Origin of the sequence: Rhizobium sp. BR 317 (assembly GCF_047445835.1) — a bacterium.
GTDB classification, from domain to species: domain Bacteria; phylum Pseudomonadota; class Alphaproteobacteria; order Rhizobiales; family Rhizobiaceae; genus Rhizobium; species Rhizobium paranaense.
Genome location: NZ_JARWLB010000012.1, coordinates 151,385 through 166,354 on the forward strand (window position 1 = coordinate 151,385; position 14,970 = coordinate 166,354).

At 57.6% G+C, this 14,970-nt stretch carries 14 protein-coding genes; 7 read left to right on the top strand and 7 right to left on the bottom strand.

Annotated elements, in window-relative coordinates; translation table 11 throughout:
- Positions 1–15 precede the first annotated feature (15 nt).
- The 5 genes from QD357_RS19865 to QD357_RS19885 all read left to right on the top strand — a co-directional run bounded on the left by QD357_RS19865 (position 16) and on the right by QD357_RS19885 (position 5,153).
- Positions 16–1,032: an amino acid ABC transporter substrate-binding protein gene (locus tag QD357_RS19865; RefSeq protein ID WP_414124866.1), complete on the top strand. Its 1,017-nt coding sequence runs from the start codon at positions 16–18 to the stop codon at positions 1,030–1,032.
- Between the two features lie 115 nt (positions 1,033–1,147).
- Positions 1,148–2,401, top strand: a complete 1,254-nt coding sequence (locus QD357_RS19870) for an amino acid ABC transporter permease (RefSeq protein WP_414124867.1) — start codon at positions 1,148–1,150, stop codon at positions 2,399–2,401.
- A gap of 1 nt (position 2,402) precedes the next feature.
- Entirely contained in the window at positions 2,403–3,692 is a 1,290-nt protein-coding gene (locus QD357_RS19875; protein WP_414124868.1) for an amino acid ABC transporter permease, read from the top strand.
- Between the two features lie 11 nt (positions 3,693–3,703).
- On the top strand, positions 3,704–4,495 hold the full coding sequence (locus tag QD357_RS19880; RefSeq protein ID WP_414124869.1) for an amino acid ABC transporter ATP-binding protein: 792 nt from the start codon (positions 3,704–3,706) through the stop codon (positions 4,493–4,495).
- A 109-nt stretch (positions 4,496–4,604) separates the two neighbouring features.
- Complete coding sequence (locus tag QD357_RS19885; RefSeq protein WP_414124870.1) at positions 4,605–5,153, top strand: DsbA family protein; 549 nt, start codon at positions 4,605–4,607, stop codon at positions 5,151–5,153.
- A 66-nt stretch (positions 5,154–5,219) separates the two neighbouring features.
- Here the strand turns inward: QD357_RS19885 and QD357_RS19890 are convergent, their stop codons facing one another.
- On the bottom strand, positions 5,220–5,558 hold the full coding sequence (locus tag QD357_RS19890; RefSeq protein WP_414124871.1) for a carboxymuconolactone decarboxylase family protein: 339 nt from the start codon (positions 5,556–5,558) through the stop codon (positions 5,220–5,222).
- Positions 5,559–5,964: 406 nt separating this feature from the next.
- On the opposite strand from QD357_RS19890, the gene QD357_RS19895 reads away from it, so the two are divergent.
- Positions 5,965–6,270 (top strand): hypothetical protein, encoded by a 306-nt coding sequence (locus QD357_RS19895; protein ID WP_183938732.1) that lies wholly within the window; start codon positions 5,965–5,967, stop codon positions 6,268–6,270.
- A gap of 142 nt (positions 6,271–6,412) precedes the next feature.
- Here the strand turns inward: QD357_RS19895 and QD357_RS19900 are convergent, their stop codons facing one another.
- From QD357_RS19900 to QD357_RS19925, 6 genes are all read right to left on the bottom strand, one after another.
- Positions 6,413–6,649 (bottom strand): hypothetical protein, encoded by a 237-nt coding sequence (locus QD357_RS19900; RefSeq protein WP_183938731.1) that lies wholly within the window; start codon positions 6,647–6,649, stop codon positions 6,413–6,415.
- A 513-nt stretch (positions 6,650–7,162) separates the two neighbouring features.
- A complete protein-coding gene (locus tag QD357_RS19905; RefSeq protein ID WP_414124872.1) occupies positions 7,163–8,035 on the bottom strand; it encodes an undecaprenyl-diphosphate phosphatase in 873 nt (290 codons plus the stop codon).
- A 216-nt stretch (positions 8,036–8,251) separates the two neighbouring features.
- Complete coding sequence (locus QD357_RS19910; RefSeq protein ID WP_183938729.1) at positions 8,252–8,995, bottom strand: CDP-diacylglycerol diphosphatase; 744 nt, start codon at positions 8,993–8,995, stop codon at positions 8,252–8,254.
- A 181-nt stretch (positions 8,996–9,176) separates the two neighbouring features.
- Positions 9,177–10,025 carry a hypothetical protein gene (locus QD357_RS19915; protein ID WP_414124873.1) on the bottom strand — a complete coding sequence of 283 codons (849 nt, stop codon included), beginning with the start codon at positions 10,023–10,025 and terminating at the stop codon, positions 9,177–9,179.
- Between the two features lie 177 nt (positions 10,026–10,202).
- Positions 10,203–11,540, bottom strand: a complete 1,338-nt coding sequence (locus QD357_RS19920) for an acetyl-CoA hydrolase/transferase family protein (protein ID WP_414124874.1) — start codon at positions 11,538–11,540, stop codon at positions 10,203–10,205.
- Between the two features lie 899 nt (positions 11,541–12,439).
- Positions 12,440–13,591: an ROK family transcriptional regulator gene (locus QD357_RS19925; protein WP_414124875.1), complete on the bottom strand. Its 1,152-nt coding sequence runs from the start codon at positions 13,589–13,591 to the stop codon at positions 12,440–12,442.
- Between the two features lie 213 nt (positions 13,592–13,804).
- Here QD357_RS19925 and QD357_RS19930 point away from each other — a divergent pair, with 213 nt between their 5' ends.
- Entirely contained in the window at positions 13,805–14,845 is a 1,041-nt protein-coding gene (locus QD357_RS19930; RefSeq protein ID WP_414124876.1) for an AraC family transcriptional regulator, read from the top strand.
- The last annotated feature ends 125 nt before the right edge of the window (positions 14,846–14,970 follow it).

The window sequence follows — 14,970 nt, forward strand, 5'->3', positions numbered from 1 at the left end:
ACCGGGAGAATGATTATGAAAATGACGATTGCAATAGCCACGATCGCGGCGGCAACGCTGACGGCCGGCATCGCTTCAGCAGGAACGATGGCCGACGTACAAGCCCGCGGCAAGCTGAACTGTGGCGTGACCGGCGGCCAGGCCGGCTTTTCGGCGCCCGATGCCTCCGGCACCTGGCACGGTATGGACGTAGACTATTGCCGGGCGGTCGCTGCAGCGGTGTTGAAGGATCCCAAGGCGGTGAACTTCATTCCGACGACGGGGCAAACACGCTTCACGGCACTTGCCTCCGGTGAAATCGATATCCTGTCGCGGACCACGACATGGACCTTCTCGCGCGATGTGGACCTCAAGTTCACCTTCGCTGGCGTGAACTACTATGACGGCCAGGCTTTCATGGTGCCGAAATCACTTGGCATCAGCAGCGCAAAGGGTCTCGACGGCGCGACTGTCTGCATTCAGACCGGCACCACCACGGAGCTCAATCTTGCGGAGTATTTCCGGAAAAACAACATGAAATACGAACCGGTTCCAGTCGAGAACAATGCGGACGTGCAGCAGAAATATCTCGCTGGCGGCTGTGACGTCATCACATCAGACGGATCGGACCTCGCTTCCACTCGGTCGAGCTTCAAGAACCCGGGAGATTACATCATCCTTCCGGAAGTCATTTCGAAAGAACCGCTCGGGCCTCTGGTGCGCCAGGGCGATGACCAGTGGGCGGACGTTGCTCGCTGGACCCTCAACGCACTGGTTTCTGCTGAAGAACTCGGTGTCACCGCTGAAAACGTCGAGAAGCTTTCCGCCGGCACCGACAATCCCGACGTCAACCGCCTCCTTGGCAAGGAAGACAAACTCGGGGAGATGCTGGGGCTGGATGCAGAATGGGCAAAGCGCGCAATCGCAGCCGAAGGCAATTACGGAGAAATGTTCGCGAGAAATCTGGGCGACAAGACGCCGATCGGGCTTTCTCGAGGCCTTAACGCGCTTTGGACCAACGGTGGACTGATGTACGGCCTGCCGCTCCGCTAAGAACGCTGTCTCGCGCGGGCTAGTCCCGCGCGCTTTCCTTTCCGGTACTCGTTTGCCCCGGCGGCATTCGCTTCTGTGCCGAAGGTCGCGCAGCGAACCTTCAGGGAGATTCCACATGGCAATGAATAGCAGCTCTCCGCGCGAAGCCTTTCACGTGAGCATGCTCGTCAATGACGCTCGCTATCGGGCGCGGACAATCCAAGTCATCACATTCTGCTTGCTCGCTCTTGCAGCGGCCTGGCTTGTCGACAACACGATCCGCAATCTCGCGGCGCTCGGGAAAGACTTCTCGTTCGGCTTCCTGTGGAGCAGGGCCGGTTATGACATCGCGCCTCACGCCATCGACTATTCAAGCACAAGCACCCATGCCCGCGCGGCACTGGTCGGATTGCTCAATACGCTGATAGTCGCCGCGATGGCCTGCGCGACGGCCACCGTTCTCGGTGTGCTGGCCGGCGTTCTCAGGCTTTCACACAACTGGATCGTTGCCCGACTGATGACGGTTTACGTCGAAAGTTTCCGTAACATCCCGGCTCTGCTCTGGATCATCGTCGTCGCTGCCGTCATGTCGGAGGCCATGCCAACACCGAATGCATTTCGGGGCGAAAACCCGGCAGCCTCCATGATGTTCTGGGACAGTATTGCCGTCACCAATCGCGGCATCTATGTGCCAGTGCCGGACTTCTCGCGAAGCCTAGGCCAAGCCCCCGGCGCTTTGGGATCATTCGACCTCAACTATGCGGCAATCCTGGCCGTGCTCGCGCTTTCGCTTCTTGCTCATCGGGCATTGGTGAAGCACGCTCATCGGGTCCAAAATGCTACCGGCCAGCGTCCTGTGACCTGGTGGAAAAGCCTGTGCGTTTTTGTGGTGCCGAGCGTTGTTCTGCTTTGGGCGCTCGGCTTTCATCTGGACTGTCCGGTCCTGAAGGGTCTGAACTTCGTCGGTGGTCTGCAACTGCGAAACGCGTTCATTGCGTTGTGGATCGGGCTCAGTGTCTACACCGGCGCCTTCATTGCGGAAAACGTTCGCTCCGGGATTCTAGCCATTTCCCGCGGGCAATCGGAAGCCGCTCATGCGCTTGGTCTCTCCCCGGCACGCACAATGCGTTTGGTTATTTTGCCGCAAGCCTTGCGGATCATCGTCCCGCCGCTGATCTCGCAATACCTCAACATCACCAAGAATACCTCGCTCGGGCTCGCAGTCGGCTACATGGACCTGCGCTCCACCCTCGGCGGCATCACCATCAACCAAACCGGCCGCGAACTGGAAGGCATGCTGCTGATGATGCTGATCTATGTCGCCATCAGCCTCACGATCTCCGCCGTCATGAACATCTACAACAGTCGCGTCAGGCTGAAGGAGCGTTAAGATGAACATGCATAACGTCTCCTGGGTGCGCCAAGACATGGTCGCTTCCTCGTCACGCCCGGTCGGTCAGGCTAGCGTCGTGAGATGGGCCAAAAACAATCTCTTCAACGGTTGGCTCAGCACATTTCTGACGGTGGGATCCCTGGTCGCAGTCGCATGGAGCGCCATGGCGATTGCGCCGTGGCTCGGAAACTCGATCTGGCGGGCCAATTCGCTTGCCGAATGTCGCCAGATCCTCGATGGCACGCCCGGCGCCTGCTGGGGCGTCATCAGAGATCGCTGGCCACAACTCCTGTTTGGCTTCTATCCGTCGCTCCTGTATTGGCGGCCGGTTCTGGCATTCGCCTTGCTGTTCGCAGCCTTGGCGCCGATCTTGTTTCGCACCGTGCCGCAACGCGCTCTCTGGTTCAGCGCCATCTATCCCGGCCTCGCCTATTGGCTGATCTGGGGTGGAAGCCTGTGGTTTCCGGCTGCTGCCTATTGTGGCTTCGTGGTTGCAGTCGGGCTCTTTTCGGTGACTATGCGCCTCAACCAAGGGCTTGCTGTCGCTACCGCCATTCTCGGCGCTGCGCTTTGGTGGATTTACGCCGTCCAGCCTTCCTCGACCCTCGTAAACGAGATACTCCCGATCGCGCTTGACTCTGTCGCCTCGCGTGAGGTTGGAGGGTTCCTCCTTTCGATCATCATCGGCGTAACAGGGATCGCTTTGTCGCTGCCGCTCGGGATTTTGCTCGCGCTCGGCCGTCGTTCGAGCTTGCCGCTTATCCATCTCCTCAGCGTCACCTTCATCGAGTTTATTCGCGGTGTGCCGCTGATTACGCTGCTCTTCACGGCCTCGCTTCTTCTCAACTACTTTCTTCCACCCGGAACGAACTTCGATCTCATTCTGCGTGTGGTCATCATGGTGACGCTGTTTGCCAGCGCATATATGGCCGAAGTCATTCGTGGCGGTCTGGCTGCCCTGCCACGGGGTCAGTATGAGGCTGCGGAAGCTCTGGGGCTCGACTACTGGAAAGCGCAGCGGTTGGTCATCCTGCCGCAAGCCCTGAAGATCTCAATTCCCGGCATCGTGAATTCCTTCATCGGCCTGTTCAAGGACACGACGCTCGTCGTGTTCATTGGACTGCTGGACCCGATCGCGCTTTCCAATTCAATCCGGGCCGATACCAACTGGCAGGGCATCTACTGGGAACTCTTCATCTTCATCGGCGCCGTGTTTTTCGTCTTCTGCTTCAGCATGTCGCGCTACTCGATGTATCTCGAGCGCCGGCTGAAGACCGACCATCGTTAGGAGGAGTGTGCATGAGCAACACGATGACAAAACAAGCGCATTCGCAGGACGACCGGCCTGGACTTCAAGACATCGCTGTCGAGATCACCGCCATGAACAAATGGTATGGCGAGTACCACGCATTGCGCGATATCGACCTCAAGGTACGGCGTGGCGAACGGATCGTCATTTGCGGGCCATCCGGCTCGGGTAAATCAACCATGATCCGCTGTATCAACAGGCTTGAAGAGCACCAGTCCGGCACGATCGTCGTCGATGGCATCGAACTCACCAACAATCTGAAGAGGATTGAGGAAGTGCGCCGCGAGGTCGGAATGGTGTTCCAGCACTTCAATCTCTTTCCGCACCTGACCATTCTGCAAAACTGCGTGCTCGCGCCGGTCTGGGTCCGCAAGGTGCCGGAAAAGCAAGCAAGAGACCTTGCCATGCATTTCCTTGAGAAGGTCAGAATACCGGATCAGGCGCACAAGTATCCGGGCCAGCTCTCGGGCGGTCAGCAGCAGCGCGTGGCGATCGCGCGGGCACTCTGTATGAAACCGCGCATCATGCTGTTCGACGAGCCGACTTCGGCGCTCGATCCAGAGATGATCAAGGAAGTCCTCGATACGATGATCGCCCTTGCCCAAGAAGGCATGACGATGCTCTGCGTCACCCACGAAATGGGCTTTGCTCAAGCGGTGGCCGACCGGGTGATCTTCATGGACCAGGGCCAGATCGTCGAGCAAAACGAACCGAAGGCCTTCTTCAGCGCGCCGCAATCGGAACGCACCCGGACATTCCTGGGCCAGATCCTGGGTCACTGACCTTCGGTGCAGATAAGAGGTATCCGCTATCTTTACCGTTCCTTCGAAGCTTGCTCGCCTCGCGGCCGCGCAGTTCGTCATCTGGATTGTTTTCTTGCCGATGATCTCAATGGCTGCTGACCTGGGGCAACCGCTTGGGCGCGCGGATCGCCCGTTAGGTTCAGCTTCGGCTCCCGTCACCGTGATTGAATATTCATCTCCGACCTGCCCCCATTGTGCCCTCTATCGAAGGGAGGTCGCGCCGAAAATAGAAGCGGAGTTTGTCCGCAGCGGAAAGGTCAGGATCCTGTTTCGACCACTGCTGCGCAACAATGTCGATCTTGTCATCTTCATGCTTGCTGACGCGCAGGCCGAATCCCAAACACAGCCAGTTCTGGATGCGTTTTATGAGCGCCAAGATGAAATCGTGAACTCGCCCAGTCCTGAGCAGACGTTGCGGGAAATCGCACGCTCTGCCGGGATCGATCGTGCCAAGTTCGATGCCGCGCTATCGGCCCAATCCGAGCTGAATGGATTGACGAAGCTCAGCGAGCAGGCAAGGAACGATTTCAAGGTCGAAGGGACGCCGACATTCTTCATCAATGGAAAAAGAATAACTGGCGCTCCGAGTCTGGAGGAAATGCGAAACGCAATCACGGATGCGCTGGCGAATAAGTAGGTGCATGGCGCCGCGCTTGACGGGAAGAACGAAGGTGTATTTCTCCGCCAAGCGGGCATCATCCGATCAGCCTACGACCGTGTMAAAGGCGTCCAGAACACGAGACGAATATACCAATGCTGCGCCCGCGTTGAGGGCAATTGCGACGCCAAGCGCCTCGGCAATCTCTTCGCGCGTCGCTCCAACCTTGGCTGCTTCTGCCGTGTGGCTGGCAATACAGCCGTCGCAGCGGGTCGTGACTGCAACCGCAAGCGCGATCAATTCGCGAGTCTTGGCGTCCAAATGGCCGGTCTGCTGGCCCGCGCCGCCGAGCGTGCGCACGCCGTCAAGCGTAGCCGGCGACAGCCGCCCTAATTCGCCCACGCGCGATGATAATTTCTGCCGGTATTTTGCCCATTCAAGCATTCGAAGTCCTCCGTAACCGCTGATCCATGTGAGGATCGCCAAAGCCAGATCATGTAGGAAAAACAGCCTTCTAGCGTCTCACGAGTGCAAATCGTAACAGAAAATATTCATGAGCAAAAATGGTTTGTTCTCACGCAATCATGAGGTTCTGTCATATGTTGCGATGGCATTCGACTGTGCCGATGTGGCGCCCGAAAGGGCTGGCGAGGGCCGAGAGTGCAAGTGAGACAGCCTCGCCATAAGACAACGGTATCGTGGCGCGCAACTGCTCTAAGACAGCTTGCTCCTTTCCACAAACAATCCTCCAGCATCTGTAGGATAGGGGACAGGTTGCGCAAAGTTTGAGTTGACCGTTTTCGATGGCGAGGCGACACTTGCAAACTGAAGCAAGTCAGGAGGAAAAACGATGGACGAGCCAGACCGCTGGCGCCATATGGCAAGCGCACCGAAAGACGGCAGTCGGATCCTCGTGACGATACGCCCGTCCGAACAGGGCCCGGCAGAAGTTGACCTCGCCTATTGGTCGAATGGCGATCAGTTTGGTGCAGAAAGCTGGCGCGCTTCCGATTCCTCGCCTGGCCACATCATCGAATATGCCGAGCCGGAATTGAAGTGTTGGATGCCGATGCCCTCGGCCAATCTTAATCGCACCTCGATGCCCTCCCCCTGGGAAGGCGACGACACCCAGCAGCTCGACGGATCAGGGATTTAAGAACTCGCGCCGCCATGTTGTGAAAGTTCGACACGCGGCGGCGGCAAGATCCAGTTGAGCTACCCCACATAACTGTGGGCATGGCTGAGAGGCCGGCAACGACCGCGAACATCCGCTTGCCCTTGGCGACTGCAGCTTCGGTTCACGGGTCATCGTCCTGACTGGCGGTCCAAACCGCGCGGACAAGCATGGCAATGATGTAGAATATGCCAAAGAGGACGATGGCTGCGAGCGCGTAATGGATGTTCTCCATCAGCTTGTGATGATACTTCTCAAGCAACTCGCCCATATTATAAATGATGATCGCGAGAACGGTGAGCAGACCAGCCATCGCGAGCGGCAAATTCTTTCTAATGAACGCTCCAATCATGCGCAGCATTCAAACCTTCCTAAACCGAGTAAAATCATGTTTTCGTAATTTTAATTGCATCGCGTTCGTTCTCTCTTCGAAACCTGCGGCGCCCGCCTATAGCGGATCCAGCAGGCGCTCTCGTGGAAAATCCCGATCACGGCGCCATCCCGGTATTAGATCAGCTCCATGAAACGAGGCTGAGCGCTTCTTCTCCTAAGCGAATCGGAAGAGATTCTGTTCGGGTGTATCCGACCCGCTGTGGATTACATCCGGGTCTACTTGTCGGCGGTCATCAGCCGACGGCGCGTTCGATCGATTGTCGTGGAGGATGAGTGGTGCAACATCTTTTCGTGGCGGGGGGCGTCCTGCTCGCCGCCGCTCCCGGCGATGCACTTCCAACGATCGCCGACTAGCTGTCGGTCGTCGCAGCTATAGCTCCGATGCCGCCAAATTTACTCAGAAAAACATCGTTCGCATTTTAGCAAACCTGCGATTTTGTCAGGTCACACCACACATGTGACTGCACCTATCCATCCTGAACTATACCCAGCCGGCATAGAATACGCCCGCCAGGATGACGATGCCCAGAAGGGCGCGATAGATCACGAACGGCCAAGTGGAGAAACGTTCCAGGAAGCGCATGAGGCCCCAGATCGTCGCAAAGGAGGAGAGGCTGCCGACGATCAGACCGACGGCAAGGATCGACCAAGCGTGAAGAGAAAGATGCGCCCGGTAAAGCTCGAACAGTTCCTTCAGTCCAGCCAAGGTAATGGCCGGCAGTCCGAGCAGGAACGAGAAGCGTGCAGCCTCGTCTCGCTTGAAGTCAAGAAACAGAGCGGCAGTCAGAGTCGATCCGGACCTCGAAACACCGGGAAAAAGCGCTCCGACCTGGGCGAGACCGACGATCAGGGCATCGACGATGCTCATGCTGCTCACGTCTCGCCGGTGCCGGCAATAAAGCTCAGCCAAAGCGAGAAGGATCGCCATGACGAGGCAGGAGACTCCGATAACCCACAGATGCCTGATGGGTGTGCCGCACGCATTCAAAGACGAGGACAACAGAACGCCGGCGATGACGATTGGTACCGTGGCCACGACGATGCCGAACGCGAGGCGCAATGCAGGCGACGACCAATTCCCTTGCCTGACCGCGGCAACAGAACCGAACGCCACATATCGCACATCGCTCCCAAAATAGGACACGATCGCGGCCAGGGCAGCCAACTGCATGGCCGCCGAGAACGCCGATCCTGGATCCTCCCAGCCAAGAAGCGCCGGGACAAGGCGCATATGGGCTGTGGACGAGATGGGAAGCAGCTCCGTAAGGCCCTGCACGACGCCCAATATCGCCGTTTTGGTGTAGCCCAGCGCGACAAAACCCGTGTCTATGCCTTGCGTACAAGTATCGGCCATGTCTCAGCATCCAGGTTCGATTTGCCATATCGAGCCAACGCCGCATGTGCACAGGCCGCATTCTTGTCCTGTGCAGTCGCCGAAGTGTCAAGCCGGATGCGGCGAGACGAACACTATGACGCAGGCAGGCGCGAACCGGACGTCATATACACGCCAGAAAGGACGGTGCCTATGGCCGTGATCGCAAACCCTACGGCAATGCCAAGAGGAGCGACCCTAGAGTTGGCACTTGGGATCGATCATATCCTCCGCGGACCCGCGGGATTTGTTGGCTCCGATTATTCTCGCCAGAATATAGAAGCCATGCTGCCCATCCGGCAATGTGGAGCCGAAGACGCCAACGACCACGTTCTTCATATTTGAGCGGGCTCCAGCAACACCGTCTGCAACAGCCTTCAACGGGTTCAAATTTGATAAGTCATCGGCCGCATAGAATGTTGCCCACCAGCCGGCGTCGGTCCTCAAGTTTGTAAACCGGCTGCTTCCAATCTCTCCCGCATGCGTCTTCAGCAGAGCGCGAAAGCGAGGCGTCTCGCACCCCATGTGGATATGAAGCCGGTCTTGTGTGCGCCAACTGGCGGCGTTTATCGCCAGCGCAAATTCCTGCGGCGAAACCTTCCCTGCGCGCAGGCCGATTGCGGCTGATTGCTCTCTCAACGCTGCCTCAAAATAGTTCGGCGCTCCCGCCGCCAGAAGGCGGGGATCTTCGATGCCGGGCACGTCGGCTAACGGCGCAAAGATGGTTCGCTCTTTGTCAGTCGGCTCGCGAAGAAGGGCGAAGGAAGACAACGGATCCTGCGCCTCAACGACTTTGAGGCACGGATACGGCGATCCCGTCAGGGTAGAGTTGATCTCGCAGGCTTTAACGACCAGCCCCAAAGCAGAGCGGCTGGCGAATGAACTCATGACGATGACTGCAATAGCGAGAGAGATAAAAAGAACGGCAGGATGGTGCTTCATGCGCAATTTCGAATTCTTGCTGGTGATTCAATCATTTTCGAAAACTTGGCCCTCTTGATACCTACCTTAAATCCCTTGTGATAGACGCGGAAGAACCACCGACGTCAAGAATTCGGCGAAGATTTTCCTTCAGTCTGTCGGAACAAGTTCGTCCGGCACGAACGCCGAAGTGGCACGCGCGTCAAAACCGCTTGAGATCCTTGGGAACGTTATACTGCGACCCCTCGTACAGCACTCGGCGTTTACGGGTCGTGACCTTCTCATCGGTGTTGCACTCATCGGCCTTGCCGGCCTTGTTGACGGTTGTCGTGACTTTTTCGCTCACAAGGATGTCTGAAACCGCAGTATTTGCTGACGATTCCATCGAGAGCGTGCGGATGGTTTCATGAAACTCCCCTGCGCACATGGTATCCCATTCTCCCTCGCTCCTGCCGACCGCGATGTTGTCGAGAACTGTCTTCAGCCGATCATTATCGATTGCGAAGAGCCACAACGTCGTTTCACCGAAAGGATTGGGACGCGAACTGCCTTCCAGCGCAATACGCAGTCCGAAAGCCATTTTTCCCGGAGCAAGTTGATAGCGTGCCGTATCAAAGGCGACGCTTGTGACCCGAACGGCGTCGTCTGAAACCAACCCTTCAAGACGCAATCGCTGCTTCACCTTGAGGCTGGTACTGTCGACCATCAGCAGTTCTATATCCCCTTCGTTTTCAGTATCGGACAGCTCTGTCATCAGCGCCACGGCGACCAGCATCAGCTCCGGCTGCGCTGGCCAGATCCGACAGATCACGGCATGCGGATCATCGCGAACGCTATCAGGCGCTGGCAGCGTGATAGTCGCATCTTCAAACACAAAGGTACCATCGGAACCGGCTGTCGCCGTGGGATAGGCCTGGCGGATGATGTCGGCGGCACGGCCGGCACAATCGTTCTGACCGGCAAAGGCGATCGGAGCGCTGATAACAATGCCGAACCCGGTCACCGCAAACAGCCCTAGAAGGGATGCCAGGAGGTTCAAAAAATGCTTCATCTAAATCCTCAATAATCAAAGCAATAGTCAATGCGCAGCTTGGAACCATATCATTGCGCTTTCGATATGTCGTAAGCCTCTACTTACAATAAAATATAGCTGCCTCGAACTGCTCAGTGATGACAAAGGCGCCGACGGCCTCCTCATCTCGACGCTGGCTATGTGAAGTTCGTGAATTCAAGCAGTGTCAGCATAAAGCCCTGTCCCATGGGCTGCCCGGTCTAATTCGTCGCGAAAATCCGGGTGTGCCAGCGCAATCAGCGCTTTTGCTCGCTCGGCCACAGACTTGCCCTTGAGGTTCATCCATCCATATTCCGTGACGACGATATGGGTGTCGTTGCGGGATGTGGTCACCGGCCCGGTCAGCGCCGGAACGATGCGCGAGAGCGTGCCCTTTGCCGCTGTGGAATGACAGGCGATGATCGACCGCCCTCCCCGCGAAGCATAGGCGCCACGCACGAAATCGACCTGGCCGCCGGATGCGCTGAACTGCCTGCCGTTCATGAATTCAGAATTGCACGCCCCGTTCAAATCGATCTGCAGCGTCGCGTTGACCGACACCGCCCGGTCGTTCTGGGAAATGACAAAGGGGTTGTTCACATAGTCGACCGGATGGGCTTCAATTTCCGGATTGTTGTCCAGGAAGTCGTAAAGCGATTGATCTCCCAGCGCGAAAGTGAAGATCGACCGCCCGACATGCGTCTGCTTGCGGCTATTGTCGACCACGCCTGCCTTGACCAGATTGGCGAGGCCGACCGTCATCATTTCCGTATGGATACCCAGGTTGCGATGGTGCGAAAGCCGCGAGCACACCGCATCCGGCAAGGCGCCGATACCCATTTGCAGGCAATCGCCGTCTTCAACCAGGCCTGCAACGATCGCACCGATGGCATCGTCGACATCATTACTCGGAGCAGCCGGCAGGATTGGCAGGCTGACGTCATTTTCGACCAGCGCCGTCACGCTCGATACGGGGATCATGCAATCGCCCCGCACGTAGGGCATCTTGGCGTTGACTTCGAGGATCAGCCGAATTCCTGGCTTGCGCGATACGGTGAGCGCATAGTCGGTACTGGCGCCGAGGCTGAAATTGCCATCCGCATCCATCGGCGCGACCGTTGCAATCAACGTATCGACCCCGACATGCTCGACCAGCGAGCGCGGCACCTGGCTAAAATGGCAGGGCACAAGGTCGATGGCCGGCAATGCTTCCGCCGATCGCCTCTTGTCGAGCGCACGCTCTACGCCTCCATGAAAATAACTTATCGGAATGATCCGGTGGCATAGGTCGAAATCGAAGACGCTGGTTCCCGCAACGCCAGTACAAAGAAGATAGTGGAGCCGCACATTCTCGACGGCTCCCGCCCGCGCCCGTTCGGCAAGTGCTGCAAGAATGGCGGGTGGCTGACCGGCCGCTATCGGCATCGCGACCTTCGCGCCCGTTGGGATCAGAGCGACCGCCTCCTTTGCGGATCGCAGCCGTTCGCGGTACTGCATCTGATGGATAGTCGTCATTGGGCCCTCCTCCCGGTACTATTTTCAGAACAAATCAGCATCCATTTCTATGTTTACATCCTCACCAGCGTTTATGACCGTTGCCGGTGTTTTCGTCGGGCGTCGCTCAATCGGGACAAATTCCTTCATCGGCGCGGACGCAACGATCATGCCCGGATAGCGACTCCTGCACAACATCCAGCGCGGATACTGATTGCCGCAACGTGCCTTCAGTTTKACCTCATCTTGCGGTGGTAGCAAACCCTGCGCGAACCAAACGCCCACCCGGTAGATTGTTCGCGCAGCATGAGCCGTAAACGGTGCCTTGGCCCTGCCTCACTGCCACGAGGCAGGGCCTCTTCATTCGGCTACAGTTCTTTAGGGGATTGCTATTTTCATCCCCTTGCCGTGCGGCAGGAGGCCGCTAGGTCTAGTTACGCTGGAGCAGCACTTGGGGGGATGACTTGGCGTATGATTGGAGCGGCGTCAGGACGCGCCGGATAAAGGCACTGAAGGTGGGGATTTMACTGGTGATCGCGGCCGCGGCTCTGGCCGGCCCGGCGATGGTGCTCCTTCGCTCGCATCATTGAAGCCAACCCACCGCGTGGCGAAAAACTTCGCTTGTTCCATGGTTTTAATGCCGCGGTTCTGCGCAGCCGCGGCCTGAAACGGCACATGTCTCAGTGGATATTAATCTCGCGTTTTTGACGCGAGGAGGTTTGCACTGGTTTAACCCGGCAACGGGCGATCTACTGCATGTGCTGAAGCGGGGGCTCCCATGCGAGGGCCGGGAGTTCCGGAACAACCTTGGTCGGGAATGCGGGACTCCCGTCATCGAGACTGGAGTCGGTGCATGGTAACCTAGACGATGCCACTGATCACCCGCCGGTCATCTTAGTCCAACGAAGCCGGCCGCATCATCACAGAACGGTCTCAAATAGCGGTATCAAAGCCGCGCCGATTGCGCCGGGGGCGTCGGCTACTTGCGCGACGGCAAGGCTCGGGACGTCGCGCAATACGCCATGGCGAGGCAGATTGTTGAATTCGGTTCGTTCGATAAGCATTCTTGCCAGGGAATGCGGAAGCTCGCCGCCGAGGACGATCAATGCCGGGTCGAAGACGGCACAAATCGCATTGATGGCGCGATTATGCGCGGGCGCGACGCGGTCGACCCACTCCGCGACGCCGTCCCAATCCACAAGGGCTTCGTTTTTCAGGTCCTTCAGCGTCAAGTCCGAGCGCCCGTTGGCATGGAGATGTTGAAGCAATTGACTGAGAGCTGGGCGATCGTCGTAATCCTGACGCCCGAAGAGAACGGAATATTCGCCGGCATTGCCGAAACTGCCGCGAAACGGCATCCCTCCGGAAACGAGGCCGCCGCCATATCCGTGAAGATGGGCAATGTAGGCGAAATCGGCGAAATCGCGGCCGACACCGAAAATCGCTTCCGCTAAGGCGGCGATTCTGGACACATTGTCTGCCCAGACCGGTAGGCCGAGCTGTTCTCCAAGCACGGGCGCCAGATCGATCAATGACCAATGAGCGAGCGGCAGTGGGCAGTTGAAGGCCGTATCCAGCATGCGGTGGCCGGCGACGGCCAGACCGACGCCGAGAATGTCGCGCCGCTGAGCGCCCCGGCGGGCAAGAAGTTCTTCGACGGCTGCTTCGATCCGTTCCATCTCCGCGGCGAGCGACGATCCCTCCTGCGGAATTTCCATGTTTTMCAAAGGCTCACCAAAACCCATGAGGCAGAGGCCGATCGAACCKACATTCACCGAGATGCCGAGCGTCAAACACCAGTCCCTGCACAGCGTGAGTTCCGGGCTGGGCGGTCCGGGGCGCCGGGTTTCCGATGCAGAAAAAACAATCATGCCTCGATCGCGAAGCCGCTCGACGATCCTGTGCAACGATTGCTGCGTAAGGTCGAGCGGCTCGGTCAGGTCGGAGCGCTCGATCCCCGGGGATTTCCAGATCAGCCGTAATAGGTCTCGCTCATTGCGGGACGCCACTCGGGCAGGTTGAGAATCCCGCAAAAAATGAGCGGCGACATGGTCTAGGGGAACGTACTTCATTTTCGGATCATTTTGATTTACACTATAGGTGTGAAACTAGCCTATCAGACCAAGGATTGATCCTCAATTTGTACGTCGTGCTCAGCTTATCGAGACCGGTCAAGCGAGCCGAGGTGGCGGCATTTAGCGGAGACTAGGGGACCGAGTCCAGGTGCAGGATAGGAGAGGGCGAGTAGGCAACGGGGTTGTGGAAATGAGGGAGAGCCGAACTGCATGGCATGGTTGACATCTCAGAATCCGGCACGCGCTCGAGAGCCCGATTACGGCTTCGCACCGACACATGAAGGCAATGATTTCGAGTCGATGGTGCAAGCCTTTACGACGGGCTATGGTGTTTTTGGCGCAAAGCCGCTGAGCAATGATCGATCCTTTGGCTGGGCAGCGGATTTGCGAACAAGCGGGACGCTTACGGCAATTCATTCAACCTATCAGAGCTCCTGGGAAATTCGAACGCTCAATGAAACCCCGCAGCATCTTGCGTTTTACATTCCCTACGCGGGATCCTTTCGGTTGACCATCGATAAGAGGACGGTCGAGGGCGGACCGGGTCGCATTCTCATGGCCAACAACCATGAGGCTGGCAATCGTCTTGTCCAAGGCTACCCTCACTGCTCGGACGCTCTTTTCCTCGATTGGAAAGTGGTGAAGCGAACGCTTTTTTCGCTTCTGGAAACGCCGACCCTCGAATCGCTTGACCTCGAGCCCGTCATCGACCTCGCAACACCATCGGGCCGGCTTATTGGCAACCTGGCGCAAACGATCATGCAGGGCATGCGCAATGGCGGCCCGCTTCTATCCTCGCCGATTGCCGTGTCGACGATGAGTGAGACGCTCGCGGACCTTGTGATTCGATTTGGCCAGCATCGGCTTTCCGGACATTTCGAAAAAAAGAAGACGTCGACGGTCGCGCCTTGGCATGTGCGGCGCGCCATCGACTATATGCACGCCAATATTGCCGAGCCTTTCACCATGTCGATGGTGGCGGATGACGTCKGGATTTCAATCCGCGCCCTGCAAACGGGCTTCAAGGCTTTCAGGGGAACGTCACCGGGCGCTTACCTGCGCACGATCAGGCTGAAGGCCGTTCACGACCAGCTACGAGATCCCTTGAATCAGCAAAGTCTTCGCGACATCTGCACCAGATGGGGTTTCTTTCACGCGGGAAGATTTTCTGCGACCTATCGCAGCGTCTTTGGGGAAAGCCCGAAGGATACGCGCTTGCGGGCCACTTTTGGCTTCGCTGAGATGGCATAAGATCGCAGCGCGCAGAGGCCCCCAGATCTCATCGTCAAAGAAGGTATGATCAAGCGGATTCCCCTGACGTGAAATCGGTCGTTGCTTCGGCGGCAGGCGACGGTCTTCCGAAGTGATGCTAAGAT